This is a genomic window from Amphritea balenae (genome assembly GCF_003858655.1).
GTDB lineage: Bacteria > Pseudomonadota > Gammaproteobacteria > Pseudomonadales > Balneatricaceae > Amphritea > Amphritea balenae.
Genome location: NZ_RQXV01000002.1, coordinates 233720 through 253247 on the forward strand (window position 1 = coordinate 233720; position 19528 = coordinate 253247).

General features: G+C 47.3%; 9 protein-coding genes. 7 read left to right on the forward strand and 2 right to left on the reverse strand.

Annotated elements, in window-relative coordinates; all coding sequences use genetic code 11:
• Positions 1-57: 57 nt before the first annotated feature.
• Complete coding sequence (locus EHS89_RS05340) at positions 58-7959, reverse strand: Ig-like domain-containing protein (protein ID WP_124925096.1); 7902 nt, start codon at positions 7957-7959, stop codon at positions 58-60.
• Positions 7960-8446: 487 nt separating this feature from the next.
• Between EHS89_RS05340 and EHS89_RS05345 the strand changes: the two genes are divergently transcribed.
• The 7 genes from EHS89_RS05345 to EHS89_RS05375 all read left to right on the forward strand — a co-directional run bounded on the left by EHS89_RS05345 (position 8447) and on the right by EHS89_RS05375 (position 18380).
• Positions 8447-9577 (forward strand): helix-turn-helix transcriptional regulator, encoded by a 1131-nt coding sequence (locus tag EHS89_RS05345; RefSeq protein ID WP_124925097.1) that lies wholly within the window; start codon positions 8447-8449, stop codon positions 9575-9577.
• A gap of 207 nt (positions 9578-9784) precedes the next feature.
• Positions 9785-10228 (forward strand): cytochrome c-550 PedF, encoded by a 444-nt coding sequence (pedF, locus tag EHS89_RS05350; protein WP_124925098.1) that lies wholly within the window; start codon positions 9785-9787, stop codon positions 10226-10228.
• A gap of 12 nt (positions 10229-10240) precedes the next feature.
• Positions 10241-11143: a substrate-binding periplasmic protein gene (locus EHS89_RS05355; RefSeq protein WP_124925099.1), complete on the forward strand. Its 903-nt coding sequence runs from the start codon at positions 10241-10243 to the stop codon at positions 11141-11143.
• Between the two features lie 61 nt (positions 11144-11204).
• Positions 11205-11504 (forward strand): hypothetical protein, encoded by a 300-nt coding sequence (locus tag EHS89_RS05360; protein ID WP_124925100.1) that lies wholly within the window; start codon positions 11205-11207, stop codon positions 11502-11504.
• 166 nt (positions 11505-11670) lie between these two features.
• Positions 11671-13434: a PQQ-dependent methanol/ethanol family dehydrogenase gene (locus tag EHS89_RS05365; protein ID WP_124925101.1), complete on the forward strand. Its 1764-nt coding sequence runs from the start codon at positions 11671-11673 to the stop codon at positions 13432-13434.
• Between the two features lie 347 nt (positions 13435-13781).
• Entirely contained in the window at positions 13782-14771 is a 990-nt protein-coding gene (locus tag EHS89_RS05370; protein WP_124925102.1) for an ABC transporter substrate-binding protein, read from the forward strand.
• 12 nt (positions 14772-14783) lie between these two features.
• Positions 14784-18380, forward strand: coding sequence for an EAL domain-containing protein (locus EHS89_RS05375; RefSeq protein ID WP_124925103.1), 3597 nt, complete (start codon positions 14784-14786; stop codon positions 18378-18380).
• 138 nt (positions 18381-18518) lie between these two features.
• Here EHS89_RS05375 and EHS89_RS05380 read toward each other — a convergent pair whose 3' ends face one another.
• The gene (locus EHS89_RS05380) at positions 18519-19355 is read right to left on the reverse strand and encodes a 23S rRNA (adenine(2030)-N(6))-methyltransferase RlmJ (protein WP_124925104.1); all 837 of its coding nucleotides are present in this window, start codon (positions 19353-19355) and stop codon (positions 18519-18521) included.
• Positions 19356-19528 lie beyond the last annotated feature (173 nt).

Here is a 19528-nt window from a genome sequence, read left to right on the forward strand (position 1 = left end):
CAGGTAAAGCCTGGAAGCAGGGCCGGTGGGCCGTTCCACCTCCTGCAGAATTGATCGTTACACTATCCAGTCGACACTGTTAAAGGACAGGTTATCAAAAGCCACGCCACTGCCAGTCGAACTGACTGAAACCGAATCAATATCCGTGAAAATGGCTGTGTCGAAAGTAACTTCTGCGGGTGACTGTGTTGCGGTAAACGTTTGCGATCCGGCGACAGTGCCATCTTTGTAAGCGACAAAGGTTACATCGGAGCTACCGCTGTCTTTGGCCATCATCAGGCTGAGAAGATTAAATTCAGAGCCATCTGCGCTGGTAAAACTGTGTTCCGCAGCCGTACCAAGATACAGAGCAGTATCAGAACCGGTAGCAACTGAAAGCTGCTCGGTGCCCACCGAAGCACTGTTGTTTCGCTCGTCTGTTTCAGTAGCAAAGAAGCCAACCCAGTCAAAGCCGTGATAATCGCTGCCGGTATAAGCTTTGGCTATCTGGACAGAATTGGAACCACCATCTGAATGTGCGTCTTCAAAATCAAGGATCAGAGAACCGCCTGTGGCTGGTGTAGTTTCAGAGCCATCGAAGTCCCCGGTGATGACTGATAATGCATCACCACTATAGGAGCCAAAAATGATCGGTGTTGATTCAAAGCTGCCTGTGCCGTCGTTGACCCAAATATAATCACCGGTTGTGGTGCTGCTATTGGTATTAATAAAAGTATCAAGGTCACCATCATGATCGAAGTCGGCTAATGCCAGACCAAAACTGTTGTCGGTGTTACTACCCAGGTACTGATGAAAAATGAAATTACCGCTGTTGATGCCATCATTCAGCCAGACCTCATCCCGGGCTGCGTTGCTGGAGACAACGGCATCCAGATCACCATCGCCGTCAAGATCGCCTAGTTCAGTGAACGAGATAACGCCTGCGATTGCAGTGCCCAGTACTTGTCCGGAATCGGTGAAAGTACCACTACCATCGTTTAACCACAGAGTATTAGCCTGCAGATAATTACTGACCACGGCATCGATGTCTCCGTCGCCATCGACATCACCCAGATCGAGATCATAGCTTTGATCCGAGCCAAAGGTGCTGAATGTGGTGAAGTAACCATTACCATCATTGAGCAGGACTTCATTAGCCAGATCCTGGCTGGTCCCCGGGTTATTACTGTTAACAACAACAATATCCTGATCACCATCACCATCGATATCAGCGGCTTCTACTGAGCGGCTACGTGAGGAACCCAAAGCCTGGCCACTGTCAGTGAAAACGCCACTGCCATCGTTGTCAAAGTAGCGGTCAAATCCGGACCAGTAAGCACCGTAAGCATCCAGATCGCCGTCACCATCGAAGTCTGCCAGTGCAACATCCCAGGCATTACTCGACCCGGTTCCGGTCATGGCCCCGGTTTCAGTAAAGATAGCCAGGCCATCGTTGGTCAGGATTTTGAACTGCTGGCCATCAATGCCGGCAACGATATCCAGGTCACCATCGCCATCCAGATCGCCGGCATCCATCCCACGTACCTTGGAGAGAAAATCCAGATTCTGGCTTGTATCACTTAGAGTTCCTGTACCATCGTTCAGGAAAGTATCTGTCGGGATACCTGAGTGGTAACCGGCGATAAATATGTCATCTGCCAAAGTCACATTAACCGGGGCATCGTTCGTACCGTTAACGGTTACATGAACAGAGCCTTGAGAGTTACCGCCTTTATCATCTGAAAGGGTATAGCCGAAGCTCAGGTGTGCTGTTTCGCCATCATTAAGCGACTGATATGTATCGCCGAAGGTTACTGTTACCGTTTGGCCTGAGAAGTCCGCTGATAAGATCACTCCTTCAGGTAAGCTGGAGTCATCAAATGAGGTGATACTTATTGCGTCGGCATCTAAATCCAGGTCGTTAGCCAGTATTTTACTGAAATTTATAGTTAAAGAATTATCAATTTTGCTACTGTCTACGAAGTCTGTCGCAGCAAGGGGGGCATAGTTATCACCCCCAACAGATTCCAGGCCATCAAGGTTACCGGTTGAAATGGCTGTTCCTTGAATTAAGTTTTGCAGATTAATACCTGTGTAGTTGTTTACTGCTTCATTAATGGCGACAGCCGTATCAGCTGCTGCAGCATTAGATAGCGCATTGGATATCTCTCCCTGGGTGACGATACTGACCTGCGCGATATGTGTGAGTAAGGCTTCGCCTGATACGCCACTATCCTGGGCTATCTGGGTTTGGCTGTTTGCAGCGGCGATAACTTCCGCAGCGCCCTGGATCGTTTCAGTAGAAAGGATAACGCCTAAGGCGGTTGCGGTGTCCTGGATGAGAAGTTCAACTAAGCCCGAATTGGCACTGGTCAGGTCATATATTCCGGAAAAACTAGACTCGATAATATCAAGAGAGATTTGCAGGAAAATTGCGTCAAAAATATCGCTGGTATCTGCATGGGCACCGGCACCTTTCATCAAAGCTGCAATCTGCGTTACCGTATTCAGAACTTGTGAGGCCTGGGACATAATAGCTGCCCCATGGCTATCACCGGCCAGGGTGGCCGCAACCGGATCAATATTGAGGATATCCGCATTCGGATCGATGCCAAAGGCTGCTTTGACCTCATTCACAGCCTGAATAAGCTCGGGTTCAATGGTGTGTTTGACTCCGCCCAGGCTGCTCGGATCAATGACTCCTGTGACGATCGTTGATAAAGAGGTAATGGCAGAGGAACCTTCCGGGGCACGAAGCGTGCCTGCAAAAGCCAGTTCAGTCGAAATATCCACACCACCACGCAGGATCAGGTCACCCGATGCATTAACCAGCGTAAAACCACCAGAACCATCTGTTGTTCCGGATACTTCGCCTGCATCCAGCAGGCCATTAGCGTCTTCATCAGCGAATACAGTGGAGCCGACCAGGTAACCATCTATACCTTTGCCTTGAAAGATCTCATTGGCACCGTTGATAGTAACGTTAACAGTGGCTGTTGATGTCGCTCCGATGTTATCTGTCAATGTATAGGAAAAACTCAGACCTGCCGTTTGCCCCTCAATGAGCGATTGATAGGCATCACCAAAGTTAACGGTAACGGTTTTTGTCGCGAAGTTTTCTGTGAAGTTAGAGCCTTCGGGTAAATCGAGATTATTAAATGATGTAATTGAAATGGAGCTAATATTATTTGCGTCATCAACATCAGAATCATTGTCTAAAAGCTCAGTGAAGCTGATAACAATTTCCCCGTCATCTTCGCCAGCAAATAAATCATCATCGCGGGCTACAGGCGCATCGTTGGCGCCAATGATGTCGATGTAGTGGGTGGTTTCTGACGATTCAGCGCCATGTTCATCCATAATTTTGTATGTGAAACTGGTATTTGAAAAACCACCTTCAGGTATAAAATCATATTGGCCATTCGGATCAAACGAATAGCTGCCATCAGTGTGAACCGTTAATAGAGCACCTTCACCGATGTCAATTGATGAGCCAACATTAGCTGAAGAACCGTTAACTGAGGAGACAGTATAGCTATCCCCATCAATATCATAATCGTTATCGAATACCGTGCCGATAGTTGTAAGGTCTTCATTCGCATTGCCAGAGCCAATGACTGCTGTTGGCGCATCATTAATACCGCTGATTAACACATTGACAGTACCATTATCTGAAGCACCATGTTGGTCTGTTACTGTATAGCCAAGCGTTATCGGATCAGCCGTTTCTCCCTCGCTTAATGATTGGTAACTGTCGCCAAAAGTTATGGTCACACTTTTTGTGTCGACATAGTCTACAGAAAGGCTTACACCAGAAGGTAACGGGCCGGCTTCAATATTCGTTATCAGTAATCGGGAAGCAAAATCGACATCAGTATCATTAACCAGAAGCTCATCGAATGAAAAGGTTACGCTTCCTGCATCTTCATCAGTAGTGATGGTGTCTGCGCCTGATACAGGCGCGTCATTGACGCCAGTGATATCAATAGAGACAACGACTTCTTCAGATTCGGCATTGTGTTCATCAACAATTGTGTATCTGAAGCTTTTGGTTTCAATGTGGCCTTCCGGTAGATAATCATACGAGACTCTGGGTTCAATCGAGTAGAACCCATCTTGCCTTACGTATAGATAATAAGAAGGATCCTGAGGTAAATATGTCCCTACATTACTGGTCGAACCGTTAACTGAGTATACGGTGAAACTATCGCCCTCAATATCATAATCTGAACCGTAAAAGTTGTCGTTAAAGAGGTATCCGGTATCTTGTGTGGTATTTTCATCAATGATTATCAAGTCGCGAAGTGCAACCGGGGCGTCATTCACACCTGTTACTGTGACTGAAGAGATAACGTCTTCAGAAATTGCACCATGTTCATCTACAACGCTATATGTAAAATTATCAGTAACACTTTCGCCGTCAGATAGTGTTTCAAACTGTTTATTAGGGTTGTAACTATAGCTGCCGTCAGCATTGACCAGCAGCAGTGCCCCTGAATCTAAGGTAAGCAGGCTGCCAATGCTAAGTGTAGAGCCGTTGACCGAATGAACAGTGAAGAGATCACCCTCAATATCAAAATCAGGGCCTTCAGTATCAGCATCGAAAAGATTACCGTTTATCAGTACTGAATCTTCGTCGGTAGTGTCATGATCGCTGACGGCAACGGGTGAATCATTTATGCCATTTACTGTAACGTCTATATGGCCGGAGTCGGTCGCGCCAAAATTGTCAGTGACTGTATAGTTAAATGTAATATGGGCACTTTCTGCATCGCCGAGTGACTGATAGGTATCGTTGAACGTTACAGTGACCAGCTCGTTTGAGTTATCAACAGAAACAATCACTCCTGTTGGCGGCACATTACTGAGATCAAAATCGGTAATTCTGATCGCATCATTCTGGTCAATATCTACATCGTTTGCCAGGAGGTCTGAAAAAGAGAACGAGATTGAATTTGAATCCTCATCCGTTGTGAATTCATCAAGTCCGGTAACGGGAGCATAGTTTGCCGGTAACGCTGTTAACGATGATAGTGTCTGGTCTCCCATACCCTCCTGATTAATTTCAATAATACCGTTCGAGAGGAGAGTCCCGTCTAAATTATAGCGCGCTGCAAAAATACCACCTGAGTCGCCATCAAAGCCATCAGCGGTCCAGGAAACGATAAAACTTTCATCGTCCATTGTACTGAGAATAGATGCTTCATGATGGCTGCCTGTAGTGAACGAAGTCGCTTCAAGATCAGTATTCCAGAGCCTGTTACCTTCAGCGTCAAACCGCTGAACATAGATGCTGTCGTATGGTTCAGTCCCCGTCCATAACACCAGAAATCCGCCATCGGGGAGGGCAGCAACAGATGGCTGATTATCCTTTCCATCAATGTTGGCATTCGCAATCTGGAGATCGTTAGACAGCGTATTGCCTGCTGCATCAAAGACCCGATAAGCGATATCGGAATCATCCGTAAGTGATACAGGGTAATTGCCGTCAGCAACCGCCCAGGTTACTACAAAGCCTCCGCCTGTCAGAGCTGTTACTGATGAATCTGTATCGGATGCAGTGAGCCAATCGTAAGGTTCATTATCTGCTGGGTCTATAGTTTCCAAACCTTCATATACCAGCTCGTCTTCCGAAGTAAGCGGGTTTCCATTAGCATCGTAACGTTGCAGGTGTATATTTTCCCTTAGATAGTTCTGAGAAAAAGTAACAACAAATCCGCCATCGGACAATTCAGCAACAGAAGCATCATGATAACCATCAGGACCTGAGGGCCACTGGCCAAGCGTCTTCTCACTTGGCCATAGAGCATTGCCATCAGAGTCAAAACGCTGAGCGATGACATGCGCTGTATGGTGAAATTCAGAAAGACTAACCAAACTGGTCCATGTAATAAGAAAACCACCATCTTCCAAGGCGATAGAGGATGTTCCTCCTTGCTCCCAGGCCGGATGATCCGGATTAAACATTGTATTTTGATTGATGGGCTTTTCTATATCCCACAAGGTATTTCCTGCAGCATCAATAATCTGGGCAAAAACCCCCACCCCATCCTGATTAACAGATGTCCATGTGATCAGTATTTTCCCATCGGATAGTGTCGTTACATCCGAATCATACTGATCGCCTGCAAGCTGTGAGTTTATTTGCAGATCATCTGCCCAGATGGCGTTCCCGGCTGCATCAAAACGTTGGGCAATAATTTCATAGCCATTGCCATCCAGGCTCATAGAAGTCCATGTTGTGATGAAACTCGCTGGAGTATCAGGTTCAAGGCCGTTGATGTCACCAGCAACGGTTTGATTGATATGTTCAGTCAGATTCGTACCTGTGAATTCATTCAGCACCTGATCAATAGCATCTGCTGTGCCGCTTTCTGCGGCGCTAGCTAAGGCAGTTGCTACCTCACCCTGAGTGACGATACTGACCTGGGCGATATCGGTGAGTAAGTCCTCACCTGTTGCGCCACTATCCAGAGCTGCCTGGGTTTGGCTGTTGGCGGCGGCGATAACTTCCGTCGCACCTTGGGTCATCTCGGTGGAAAGGGTCACTCCTAAAGCATCTGCATTGTTTTGGATGAGGCTTTCTATCTGGGGTGAGTTTGTGCTGGTCAGGTCATAAATTCCTGAAAAATTGGTGTCGAGAATATCAAGAGATATTTGCAGGAAAATCGCATCAAAAATATCGCTGGTATCTGCAAGGGCACCGGCTCCTTCCATCAGGGCGGCAATTTGCGTCACCGTGTTAAGCACTTGCGAGGCTACAGTCATGATGGTTGCACCATCGCTATCGCCAGCCAGGGTTGCTGCTACCGGATCAATATTGAGAATGTCCGCATCCGGATCGATGCCAAAGGCTGCTTTGACCTGGTTCACAGCCTGAACAAGCTCGGGTTGAATGGTGTGTTTGACCCCGCCCAGACTGCTCGGATTGATAACTCCGATGACGATAGTTGAAAAGGCGGTAATAGCTGTAGACCCGTCCGGCGCGCGTAATGTGCCTTCAAACGCCAGGCCAGTAGAGATATCCACGCCACCCCGCAGGATCAGGTCACCCTCTGCATTGATCAGGGTAAAACCGCCCGAACCATCTGTCATACCGAAAGCTTCGTTTGCGTCTAACTCTCCATTTGGCTCGCCATCGGCACCATCACCAGAATCTGCAAACACGGTTGAGCCCACCAGGTAACCGTCGATACCATTACCATGGCTGATATCATTAGTACCCTGAACTGTGATCTCAACGCTGCCGTCATCGGTGCTGCCATTACTGTCTGTGACAGTGTAGTTAATCGTTACTTGTTCAGATTCCCCTGCTTTCAGTTGTTCAAACTGACCATTGGTCTGATAGTTGAGTGTGCCGTCTTCATTGAGTGTGACTGTTGCGTTTGATTCAGCCAGGCTAACCGTGTCACCTGCTACGACGGCTACTCCATTAATCTCAATGATGGTAAGTTCATCACCATCCAGGTCGATATCATTGGACAGGACATTAATGCGGCTATTGCCATTATCTTCGGTGGCAAGCGCCAGATCTTCGAAGGCCAGAACGGCGTTATTCGTGACACCATCCAGATAATACGTGTAATCGCTGAACTTAAGCGCCTCGATCTGCTTCAGGTAGTCGGTACCTTCATCACCACCAGTCGAGAAGATGATGGTATTGCCTTTTCCATCGTCGATAGCCAGGGCATCATGGATGCCATCTCCGTCGGTATCGACGGTAAAATACTCGGTAACGGAGCCTTCGTAGCTAGCGATATCAAAACCGCCGCCACCATGGAGGGTGTCATCACCAATGCCGCCTTCGAGGATGTCATCACCACCACCGGCGTTAAGCATGTCATCGCCGTCACCGCCTAACAGAACATCACCACCACCACCACCATTCAGGATGTCATCTTCTGACGTTCCTGCAAGAGTAGGATCATCTGTTGCTGGATCAATGGTTTCGTCTGACTGATTAATGACCTGACTGCCCATGACAATCTACCCCTCGTTTGTGAGCTGTGTGGGTAGACTGCTACCCCCCTATAAGGACAGTAGAAAATCTCATTCAGATAAACGTTATAAGTTTATCGACTTACCTGTCGGTGCTTTATGTGATCCCTGTTATCTGAGATTCAATACCATCTCAAGAACAAGCTTACAAACGGCCCCTTAATCCTAATTTACGACGATTGTGCTGGCTCCAGCTTGTTCGTTAATACTAGTCACATTTTGAGTATTCTCCTCCCCTCAATTGGGGGTGAATCTGCTACCTGAAAAAATACGGTGTTATATCAATAAGATGGCATTGTAAAAAAACTACAATTGTTTCTTAAAAGGGTCTGTTACGTGCTACTTTGTCGATTGAAGGTGGTGATTTTTGTTTGAATATGCGGTTTGGTTGAGCTAAAGCTTAATGAACATCGCGGTCTGTTCTACGCAGTTTTGGACAGGATTTTAGAGCTATATCGGGTCGACTGAAATGGATAACAGGCAGTTTAACCAGATCATTGAATCTATTTATCAGGCAGCGATTCAACCGGATCAGTGGCCTGATGCACTGGCGCTGATTAACCGCTTTATTCCCTCGACTGCCGCAGGGCTGTTTATCCAGAATATCTCCACCGGGGTAATGACTCCGATTCCCTTTCTGGGGGTCAGCGATGAGTGGCTGCAAAGTTACAGTGAGTACTATGGTTTAGTGAATCCTGCTTTTTCAGATGAAGATATTCTGCAACCAGGCACAATTTTCACGGAGCAGCTATTTAACGAGATACATCAGGACCCGGATTATTATTACAGTACCGAATTTTATCAGGAGTGGATGAGACCGCAGGATTTTCATCATACTTCCGGTGGGGTATTGATTGCCGATGGCGATCACTACGTCAGTTTTACCCAGATACGCTCAGCAGCTCACGGCCAATACAGTGGCCGGGAGATGGAGCTGCAAACTCTGCTTGCGCGTCACCTGTGTAAAGCAGTACAGCTGTCCGGCAGTTTTGAAAAACTGCAATATCGACTGCGTAATGCAGAGCAACTACTGGAAAGTATGGGGCATGGCATAATAGCGCTCGGTCAGCTTGGCCGGGTTCTGGAGAGTAACTCGGTTGCTTTGGCTCATATCGATAAAACAGCTGGCCTGGCAGTTCAGCAAGGCAGGCTGACGGCTATCAATAGCAGCGATCAGCAGCAGTTAATGATGGCTCTGAATCAGGCATTTGCGCAGGTCGGGGCGGCGAGGGAAATTCCGATTCGTTTACAGCTTACCGGCTGTAGTTCACTGTTTTTGATTCTGATGCCGGCTACCGCCCAACACCGGTCGCAGTTTAAGGATCTGTCCGCGATTCTGATCATAAAAGACGTGCAGCAAAGCCGGCCTCTGAGCGTAGATTATCTGCAATCCGCTTATCGGCTGACCGCAAGCGAAGCCAGGCTCACTCAGCAGCTGATGAATGGCAACGAGCTGAAAGTTGCTGCAATTGAAGCCGGGATCTCTTACGAAACTGCCCGCGGCTACCTCAAGTCTATATTTGAGAAAACCGGAACCCGGCGCCAGGTTGATCTCATCCTGCTGATGAATTCTGATCCCGCAGGACGGTTTAAAACCTGAACACTGTCTTCTTTTTATTTTCTCTTCTGAGTCACCTGACTCCACTTGCCAGGCTAGTACCAAGGTACTGCTTTTTCAGAGCCAAAGTAGAATTCAGACGTTTTACCTTACCGTTTTATTATGTCCCTAAGTGCAAAGTACCCGTGAATAGATGTGATTCGTTGGGGCTGAAGGTTTTTAAAACTCTAATAAAAAATGGTGATGTGAATGATTAAGCCAACCAAAACTCTGAGTATTGTCACAGCAGGTGCGCTGTCTATGCTGATGTCTGTGCAGGTTCTGGCACACGGAGATGTGACGCCACAATCTATCGATACCACAGAGCTGATGCAGTTGGGTGATGAGTGGTTAGAGGAGAACCCGTACCGCGAAGATTACGAGAAGCATGATGTTGCGGTGGCGATAGGATCGTCTGCTTATACGCAGAACTGTGCCCGTTGCCATGGTTTGGAAGCGATCTCCGGTGGCATTGCTCCAGATCTTCGCTATCTCGAAGATGGTATTGATGGCGACGAGTGGTATAGCTACCGGGTACAAAACGGCGCCGTACGTGATGGCCGGGTATATATGCCTAAAATGTCCGAACACCTGAGCCAGGAAGCGCTGTGGGCCATTCGTGCCTGGTTAGAAACTGTTAGTGTGGCTGAGTAACAGGAGGCGCGCATGCGTTTTCTTATCGCTATTCTGGTACTGGCTCTTAGCTGGGTCGGTACCGCTCAGGCTCGATATTACGATGATGTGATTGCCAGTGGTGTTATCACAATCGGAGCCTATAAAGACTTTCCTCCCTATTCTTTCGAACAGGATGGTGTTGCATCCGGTGTTGATATAGAGATCGGCAGACGTATCGCCCAGGAACTTGGGGTGACCATGCAAGTGCACTGGATCACCCCCGATGAAAATCTTGAAGATGATCTGCGCAACAATGTCTGGAAAGGTCATTATCTGGATAAAGATACGGATAATCCATTGGCGATGAAGCATCTTGCCGATGTGATGATGCGGGTGCCTTACGACCGTGAATATTCATTTAAACGGGACAGCTTAGGCTTATTGATTAACGAACATGTGGTGCTCTTTGGTCCCTATCAGCGAGAAAAATGGCAGGTAGCGTTTGATAGCAAAAAGCTTGACCGCGTCGGTACCGTTGCTGTGTTTCAGTATCACCCTATTGGTGTAGAGATTGATAGTTTACCCGACTTTTATATGACCTCTGCTTTTGCCGGACGGATGCGCAAAAATACCCGTCACTACCCCAATGTGCATCAAGCTTTTTTAGCCATGACTAAAGGTAAGGTTGATGCCGTCATGGGCATGCGCGCAGAAGTCGATTGGCTACTCAGTGAAGCTGAAAACTCTCAGTATCAGTTGGCAGAAAATGGTTTCCCTATGATGGGCAAACAACAATGGGATATAGGAATGGCTGTAAAGCAGACCTATCGCGAACTAAGCCATGCGGTTGAAGGGGTGGTTGATCAACTGGTAACAAGCGGTGAGATGGACAAGATCTACACCAGCTACGGCCTGCGTTATGAGCTACCAGGGTTGTATCAGGAGATTGAATAGTCCTGTTTTAGCGGTGCCAATCTGTCCGGCTAAAGAAACAATTAAGAGAGGGAAGACTCAGATGACAGCGGTATTACAGGAGCAGATTCCGAAGCTTGTTCCAGTGCTTAGCTGCGATTGCCGACTGTACTTTGATGGTCAGCATGATCGCTGGGTACTGAAAGCGCCTCATCAGGTAACTTTTCCCGATCGTTTTACCCGTACGGTACTCCAGGCCTGCGATGGCAGTTGTAAAACCGCTCAGATAGCCCGGTCTCTGGCCTCGCTGCCTGAGCTAAAAAATATTACTGAGACAAAAGTGTTTGACCTGTTAAGCGAGTTGGAGCAACGGGGTTTTATTCATTTCACTACGACCACTTAATCCAGGTTCTGGCAAGGTATTACTACTAAGTAAGTATAAAACTCCTTCCCCAGTTTAATTGCTGTTGAGCGGTCAAATTTTCAAAATATCAATGGGGTTGGAATAACGTTCCAGCCCTTTCAGAGAGTCAAAAAATAATAACAATCCTTAATTAAGGAGCAATGCAATGAAGAAATTCAGCGGCAGTTTTGCTGTAACAGCGCTGGTAGCTGCTATGTCTGTATCGGGTGTTGCACAGGCAGGTGTAACCGATAAAGATATTCTGCAGGATCAAATGACAGTCGAAGATGTAGTATCCAACGGTCTGGGCCCACGTGGACAGCGTTATAGTCCGCTGGATATGATCAATACCGATACCGTAGAAGATATGCGTCCGGTCTGGTCTTTCTCTTTTGGTGGCGAAAAGCAGCGGGGGCAAGAGTCCCAGCCGATGGTGAAAGATGGCGTTATGTATGTGACCGCCTCATACTCTCGGGTATTTGCAATCGATACGAATACCGGTGACGAGCTATGGGAATACAATGCGCGTCTGCCTGATGGCATTATGCCGTGCTGTGATGTAATAAACCGGGGAGTTGCGCTGTATGGCGATCTGGTTATTTTCGGAACACTGGATGCCAAGCTGGTCGCACTGGATGCTAAAACCGGTAAGGTTAAGTGGAAAAAGAAAGTCGCTGATTACAAAGAGGGTTACTCGATTACTGCAGCGCCACTGGTTGTAGACGGTAAGATCATCACCGGTGTATCAGGTGGTGAGTTTGGTATCGTTGGTAAGGTAGAAGCTTACGATGCAAAAACCGGTAAGGTGCTTTGGAGCCGTCCGACTGTTGAAGGTCATATGGGCTATATCTGGAAAGACGGTAAGAAAGTTGAGAACGGTATTTCCGGCGGTAAGCCAGGTCAGACCTGGCCTGGTGATCTGTGGAAGAGTGGTGGTGCCGCTACCTGGTTAGGCGGTACTTACGATCCTGATACTAACCTGTTGTTCTTCGGTACCGGTAACCCTGCGCCTTGGAACTCCCACATGCGTCCGGGTGATAACCTGTTCTCCTCATCTCGTCTGGCGATCGATCCTGATACCGGTAAGATTGTCTGGCATTTCCAGACCACCCCGCATGATGGCTGGGACTACGATGGTGTAAACGAGCTGATCTCTTTTGATTATAAAGAGGGTGGCAAAACGGTTAAGGCAGCCGCAACCGCTGACCGTAATGGCTATATGTATGTCCTGAACCGTACCAACGGTGATTTCATTCGTGGATTCCCGTTTGTAGACGAGATTACCTGGGCTAAAGGTCTGGATAAAAATGGCCGTCCTTTGTACAACGATGAGATTCGTCCGGGTAACCCAAGCGCATCTGAAGATGGAAAGAAAGGCTCGGTAGTACGTGCAGTGCCTTCATTCCTGGGTGGTAAGAACTGGATGCCGATGGGCTTTAGTCAGGATACGGGTCTGTTCTACGTACCATCAAACGAATGGGCGATGGATATCTGGAACGAGCCGACTGCTTATAAGAAAGGTGCCGCATACCTGGGTGCAGGCTTCACCATTACACCGCTACATGACAGCCATATAGGTGTGCTGCGGGCTATGGATCCTAAGACGGGTAAAGAAGTCTGGCGTTACCAGAACTATGCTCCGCTTTGGGGTGGTGTACTGGCAACGGCGGGTAATCTGGTATTTATCGGAACACCAGAAGGTTACCTGAAAGGCTTTGATGCTAAGACGGGTGAGCTGAAGTATCAGTTCAATACCGGCTCAGGCATCGTCGGCTCGCCAATTACCTGGAAGCAGGATGGTGAACAGTATCTGTCTGTTCTGTCTGGCTGGGGTGGTGCAGTACCGCTTTGGGGTGGTGAAGTAGCTAAGCGGGTCAAGCACCTGAACCAGGGTGGTTCGGTCTGGACCTTTAAGCTGCCTAAGTCATAATGCTTATGTTATCAAAAAATCCGTGTTTACCTGTTTAGGGTTAACACGTTATGAAAGGAGCCTTATGGCTCCTTTTTTTATATTAAAAACATCAGAGATAGATGAAATAGGGTAATTGAGGACGCCGCATATTGGGGGTGAGTAACATCTTCGAATTTCTAAATCTTGTTTTAATCTGATCACAAAATCTGCATGCAAACAGATTTATATGATAAAAAATGCGTTTGAATATGATATGTGCCTGCATTCTGTGGCTTTGAATACATGTAGTACGTAATTTTCTTGTTTCAGGCTTGGCTCAGCTGTAATGTTAGTGGATGTTTAGCTGGCTGTAGTAGGGAAAAGTCATGAAAAGTTGTTTTGCTAAAATTCTTGCGGGCGCAGTTTTGGGTAGTCTGGCGATGAGCGTTTGTGCCGGACCCTATAAAGTTTTAGTCGTAATGAGTTATGAGCAGGATAATCCCTGGAGTATGGAAATTCGGGAAGGCATCGAGTCGATATTGGGCGCCAATTCTGATCTGACCTACTTTTACATGAACACCAAGGTGGATCGGGCAGGGGGGCCTGATAAAGCAAAGCAGGCTGCTGCTTTATTCAGCAAATTACAACCTGCCGGGGTTATCAGCGTTGACGACAATGCTCAGTCAATGTTTGTGGTACCAAGCCTGAAAGACCAGACCACGACTCCTATAATGTTTGCCGGAGTCAATTCGAAAGCGGAGAAATATGGTTTTCCGAACAGCCATATTTCCGGGGTTTTAGAACGGGCGCATGTTAAAGAGTCGTTAGCTTTTGCCAAACAACTGATCCCCGATATTAAAACCGCCTGTTTTATGACTAATGATGTTCCTTCCGGGCGAGCATTGCGTAATCAGGTGTCGATAGAACAACAAAAGTACCCTGTTAGTGTGGGGACTTTCTATCTGATCAGTCATATTAGTCAGCTTGTTGACCTGGCCTCTGAGCTGAATAACAACTGTGACACTCTGTTTGTCGATAGTCTTGAGGGGATTCAGGGGGCTGACAATAAAGCATTGAACAGTCGTGAAGTTCAGAATCATCTCCGGTCTGCCTATCAAGGTCCGGTATTAGGTGGAAATCGCTATCTGGTTGAACAAGGTGCATGGGCCGCCGTGGTAAAAACCGGTCAGGAGCAGGGGCAGACCGCCGCTGAAATGCTATTGCAGGCAATGCAGGGTAAGGCGGTTGCTGATATTCCCGTATTGACCAACTCTAAAGGTGAGCGAGTTGTAAATGTGAGTGCTCTGGATCATAACGAGGTGCCGCTAAAACCCCTGGTGTTACGGGGTGCTACCCTGGTTCGTCAGCAGCCTTAACCAGATACTGATATGCGCCACCCTTTCTTAAGCATTGCATCTAAGCTAATAGCCTTAGCGGTACTAAACGCGATCGCTTTTGCAGCTATCTCTCTGGTTGCAAATGGTGGTTTCTTGCGGGTAGAGAAACTGTCTGCGGAAACCGTGAGTACTGAGATGGATATGGTGGTCAGTAATGCGATGCTGAACCGGGAAATATCCGCTCAATTTCTTGATATCGACCATTATATCCGTAGCTGTTACAGCGAATCATTTAGTGCTGGTGAGAGCCCTCGACTTACCGATAGCCTTAAACAACTGACAAACCGTATTCATTCCCCCGTATTTCTAGATGCCTTTCAGGCGTTTAATCAGGTGACACAGTCACTCGTTAATCGCTGTCAGGCGCTTAATGAACAACTGCTAAAGCTGCATTTGTCTGACAGGGAGACCTCTAAACACCTGAGTGATCTGGAGCAGGTAATCGCTGAAGCGCTTATCCGCGAAACCTTGTTAGGCCGTTCTGTAAATTATCTGGATCAGTTAATGGTACTGGTGGCGGGCTTACGGGAAACCCAGCTGGAAATAGGTAAGATTACGGCGGAACAGATCAATAACCCGGCAGAAGAGACGAATAACTACGTAGTTGAGCTCGTGGACGATATGAGGTTACGGCTGCAAACTCTGACTGCATCAACGGATGAAATTGCTTATACCAGCTTGTATTTAGAAGAGGGGTTGACGGACTATCGACAGAACCTGATAGGTTACCTGAACGCAGATCGTCAGTTGTTAACGTCAGTTGCTGCGGCCAGAACAAGTCGATTGGCACTGCTCGATAATATGCGTTTGTTAGATGAGCAGGCGTTTGAGCGGGCAGCGCTGGTACAGGACGATATCAGTGCGATTATTGAAAGTTCCAGCGCCAAAGTGTTGAGCATTTCACTGTTAATTGCTTTGATCACTTTGCTGCTTGTGAGCCGGATTATTCGACGTAACATCCGTGCACCCTTAAGTCATATTCTTAGTTTGATACATGCCATTCAGAATAGAGAAAGCTATAGCGCTCCTGTGGCTCAGGATAATGAGTGGGGTGTCATTCAATCCTCCCTGACTGAGATGGCTGTTGAGTTAAAGCAATCAAGACAGCAGTTAATTGCCAGTCAGGAACGTCTGGAGATGGCATTCAAAGGGGCTAATGATGGACTTTGGGACTGGAATCTTGAATCCGGAGAGGTGTATTACTCAGCCCGTTGGAAATCGATGCTTGGCTATCAGGAAGATGAGCTTGGGGCGGATATAAATACCTGGGCTAAGTTGGTCGACCCACAGCAGAAAAATCACATATTAGAGAGCGTAGAAGACTATCTTAACGGTAAAAAATCGACCTTTAATGTTGAATTCAGGATGCTGCATAAGGATGGGCACTGGGTAGAAGTCCTTTCCCGGGCGCAGCTTGCCCATGATGCACAAGGCAATGAAGTCAGTCCGCGCAGACTGGTGGGTACCCACACGGATATCACCGATAGAAAAACAGCAGAGTCCCTGTTATTGCGTAGTGAGCAGGATCAGCGCTCCCTGATTGCAGCATTGCCGGATATTATTATGCGTTTCGATGAAACAGGCCGTTTCCTGTTTGTTTCGGATAATATCAGTACCGCTTCATACCTTGCGGCTGACCAGTTTATAGGTCATAACTGTAGCGAACTTGGCTTTTCTGAAACTCAATGCCGGCAACTGACCGAGGCCATACAACTGACTTTTAACAGCGGCTCATTCGCTGAAACTGAGTTTGACCTTGATGGACCGCTTGGCCGCAAATTCTTTAACTGGAAATTGACGCCGGATCTGGACAGTGATGGCAATGTCAGCACTGTTCTGGCTGTTGCCCGGGACATCACACTGCTCAAAGAACAGCAGCAGAGGCTGACCCATATTGCTCATTATGATGTACTGACGGGCTTGCCTAATCGAATTTTGTTGGGTGATCGGTTGCAACAGGCGCTGGGTCAAACGCAACGTCATCATAGTTCGTTGGCGGTTATATATATTGATCTTGATGGCTTCAAAGAAGTGAATGATAGTCATGGTCATGATGTTGGCGACCGGTTACTTAAGGCTGTCGCTGAACGGATGGAAGGCTGTCTCAGAGAGGGTGATACTCTGGCCCGGCTGGGTGGTGATGAATTTGTTGCCGTTACACAGGATATTTCTGAAGTTGCCGAATGTAAGCCTCTGTTGAAGAGACTGTTAAAGTCGGTCGCTGGGGAAGTGGTCGATCAGGGGCAAATACTCAGTGTCACAGCAAGCCTGGGAGTCACTATTTACTCGCAGGCTGAAGACCTTGATGCGGACCAGCTATTACGGCAGGCAGACCAGGCAATGTACCAGGCTAAGCTGGCAGGCAAAAACCGCTACCATTTCTTCGATACAGCTAAGGATACCGCAGTGCGGGGATTGCATGAAAGTATCGAACGGATTCGTCAGGGGCTTTTGAATGATGAGTTTGTGTTGTTTTACCAGCCTAAAGTTAATATGCAGCAGGGCACAGTGATCGGTGTCGAAGCATTGATTCGCTGGCAACAGGGCGATCAGGTGATGTTACCGCCAGATAGTTTTCTGCACCATATTGAAGACCAGCAACTGGGTATAGAGCTGGGCGACAGAGTCATACGTATGGCGATGCAGCAGATCGCCGAATGGCGCAGTGTGGGGTTACAAATACCTGTGAGTATTAATGTTAGCGCGCAACAATTACAGCAGCCGGATTTTGTTGCCTCTCTGCAGTATTCATTATCGGAGTTTCCTACAGTAATCGCATCTGATCTGGAGATAGAGATTCTTGAAACCAGTGCACTGAGGGATATAGAGCAGATTACCCAGGTGATTCGAGACTGTAGAAAGATGGGGGTTAAGGTATCGATAGATGACTTTGGAACCGGCTACTCGTCTTTAACCTATCTTAAACATCTCAGGGTCAATACCCTGAAGATTGATCAGAGCTTTGTTCGGGATATGTTAGTCGATCCGGATGATCTTGCTATCCTCGAAGGCGTTTTAGGCTTAGCCCAGGCATTTCGACGAACGGTTATCGCCGAAGGCGTGGAAACCGAAGAACAGGGTAAGTTTCTGCTTGATCTGGGTTGTTATTATGCCCAGGGTTACGCCATTGCCAGGCCTATGCCTGCAGATGAAATTCCCAATTGGATCAGTCAGTGGCAGCCGCCATCGAGTTGGCTAGATCGTGCTGTTTGCGACAGGAATGAGATCCAGATACGAATAGCGGCGATAGAGCATAGATCATGGGTTGCTAATATTATCGATATGCTTGAAGAAAATTCAGATTATTCGCTGCTGGACTTTAATGCCTGTCGTTTTGATAGCTGGCTTAATGGTGAAGGGAGCCGGGTGTTTGGAAACCTGACGCCCTATAGCCGGGTAGAGGATTTGCATCGGGAGCTTCACCGGCATGCAGAGCAATTAATGATGCTAAAGCAGCTAGGCAAACGGGATGCCATGAAAGATGGGATAAAAACGCTGTTACAGATGCAGGAAGACCTGTTGGAGTTGCTGGACCTGCTGAAGCCAGTGAAGGATGATTCCAGAGATAGGGCATCAGTGACGCATTAGTTTTTGCTGAATGTCACTTATTCGCAGCGTCCCTGATAGTTGAGAGTAAAAAAGGAGTCATTGGACTCCTTTTCTGCTTTTAACAATTAAGTTACTCGGTTATTTAATCGAGTTACTTAATCAAGTTACTTAATCGAATTACTCGGTTACCAGTACGTCACACTTCGAAAACGCTTCTCCGTTTTCATCTATCGCCCGACAAAGCCGTGGTAGTAGCTTGGACATTTTCTCAAACAACATCCAGGGGGGGTTAATCACAATCATGCCGGAAGATGTCATGCCGTGTTCAGTAGAATCAGCATTTAGCCCCAGTTCAAATCGCTGAATATTCTTAATGCCACTCTTAATAAAGCGTTGCTCTAACTGATTGATCCGCTGGCGCTCTACCACCGGATACCAAAGCGCATAAGTCCCGGTAGCAAACTTCTTATGGGCGCTTTTAATGACATTGAAGACCTGTTCATAATCACTTTTTATCTCGTACGAAGGGTCCATCAGCAACAGACCTCGACGGGATGCCGGAGGCAGTAAGCTTAGTACGTTGCTCAGACTGTCTTCCTGCATTACTTTTATACGACGATTACCGCGGGTGTTCTGTTGCAGTAGTTTGAAATCACTCGGATGAAGCTCGTACAGCCAGGCTCTGTCTTTTGCCCGTAAATAGTTTGCTGCTATCAGGGGAGAGCCAGGATACAGATTGGAATCCGCCTGGGTATTGCAGGCGTTGATGGCTGAGAAATAGTTTTCCAGTTCCGGCCAGTCTGATGCTGTCAGCTTACCAATACCATTCAGATACTCTGCTAACTTATCTGCCCGGCCAGAATTCAGATCATACAGTCCTGCACCCGAATGGGTGTCAATGTAATCGAATGGTTTATCTTTTTTGGTCAGGTGTTCAAGGATCTCAACCAGTACGATATGTTTTAGCAGATCGGCGAAGTTGCCTGCGTGATATGAGTGGCGATAGCTTAGCAAGGTAATATCCTGAATATGCCGGTATTGCGACCGGATCGTTTTCAACAGCAGTAATTATTGAAAGCACGCTTTGAATAGTGCTTTACATTACTTAACAATTATTAAAATGAGTTAACGGGGCGATTGTCACGGCTAGGTTAACATATAGAGTATCGCTTCATAAAACAGTATCC